This is a genomic window from Nostoc sp. 106C, assembly GCF_002154725.1.
In the GTDB taxonomy this organism is placed as follows: Bacteria; Cyanobacteriota; Cyanobacteriia; order Cyanobacteriales; family Nostocaceae; genus Aulosira.
The window spans coordinates 1-1209 of record NZ_MTAW01000208.1; the positions used below are offsets into that span (position 1 = coordinate 1).

A 1209-nucleotide genomic window follows, 5' to 3' on the forward strand; every position below is an offset into this window, starting at 1 on the left:
GGGGTGCATCCCAGTTTTTATTCTCCTGAAATAGATAAATAAATCATGAGAAATTAAAGGGGTAGACGCGATAAGCATAAAGTGTATGCGCGAAGCGATCGCAATCAACAGGAGTCATTATGACAGAAGAAGAAAAGCAACTTTTAATCGAACATGCTAATGCGATCGCGAAAATACTCTACAAAAACGCTCCAGTAGAGGAACTGACAAGCTTAGGCAAGATAGAATCCGTAGTACGCAATCAAATGCAAGAATATGTAATGCCGAGCGTAGGGGTTTTTTTATCAGAAATGTCACAGGAGAAAACACAGGACATAAACGAGAAATAAAAAGCATTATTGGAAAGCTAACAGTTACAAGTTCTCAAGCAAAAAAACTAGAAATCAGACCACATAGTCAATTAAGCCCATATTTAGAAGCGTGTTGCCTAAGAGCGAGCGCTTCGGTATCATACGAACGTGCAGCAGAAGACGTAAAATATGCGACCGGGATAGAAGTTCCTAAAACTGTGCAACAACGACTTGTGCATCGCCAAAATTTTGAATTCCCGCAAACAGAATCAACAGTTGAGGAGTTGAGTGTTGACGGGGGAAATATCCGCATACGTACACCAATTGGTCAGCAATGTGACTGGAAAGGTTATAAAGCAGTTCGCTTACACAATTTACAAGCGATCGCTGCTTCATTCCAGGAAAATAATCTCGTGATTGATTGGGTCAACAGTCAACCTTTGGCTTTGACCCTGACATGTATCGGAGATGGACATGATGGCATCTGGAATATTGTCCGCGAGTTTAAACCCGAACAAGAACGACGCGAAATACTTGACTGGTTCCATCTAATGGAAAACCTTTATAAAGTTGGTGGTTCGATGCAAAGAATAAACAAAGTCAAAGGGCTTCTGTGGGAAGGAAAAGTAGATGATGCGATCGCATGTTTTACTGACTGCACACTCAAACAAGCTGAGAATTTCTGCATTTACCTTGAGAAGCATAGACACCGCATCGTCAATTACCAATATTACCAAGCTGAGCAAATTTGTTCGATTGGTTCCGGTGCGATTGAATCTACCGTTAAGCAAATAGATCGTCGCACTAAAATTTCTGGCGCACAATGGAAAATTGAGAATGTTCCTCAAGTCATTGCTCACCGTTGTGCTTACCTGAATGAATTAATCTTTGCTCGCTAAATAAAAACTGGGATGCTCCC

At 41.1% G+C, this 1209-nt stretch carries 1 protein-coding gene; it reads left to right on the forward strand.

Annotated features, from left to right (window positions below; genetic code table 11):
* Positions 1 to 119 precede the first annotated feature (119 nt).
* Positions 120 to 1189, forward strand: a protein-coding gene (locus BV375_RS31210) for an ISKra4 family transposase (protein ID WP_143842267.1) whose coding sequence is annotated in 2 segments (ribosomal slippage) — positions 120 to 276 and positions 276 to 1189 — 1071 coding nt in all. Because the reading frame shifts where the segments join, the coding sequence is not laid out codon by codon here.
* Positions 1190 to 1209 lie beyond the last annotated feature (20 nt).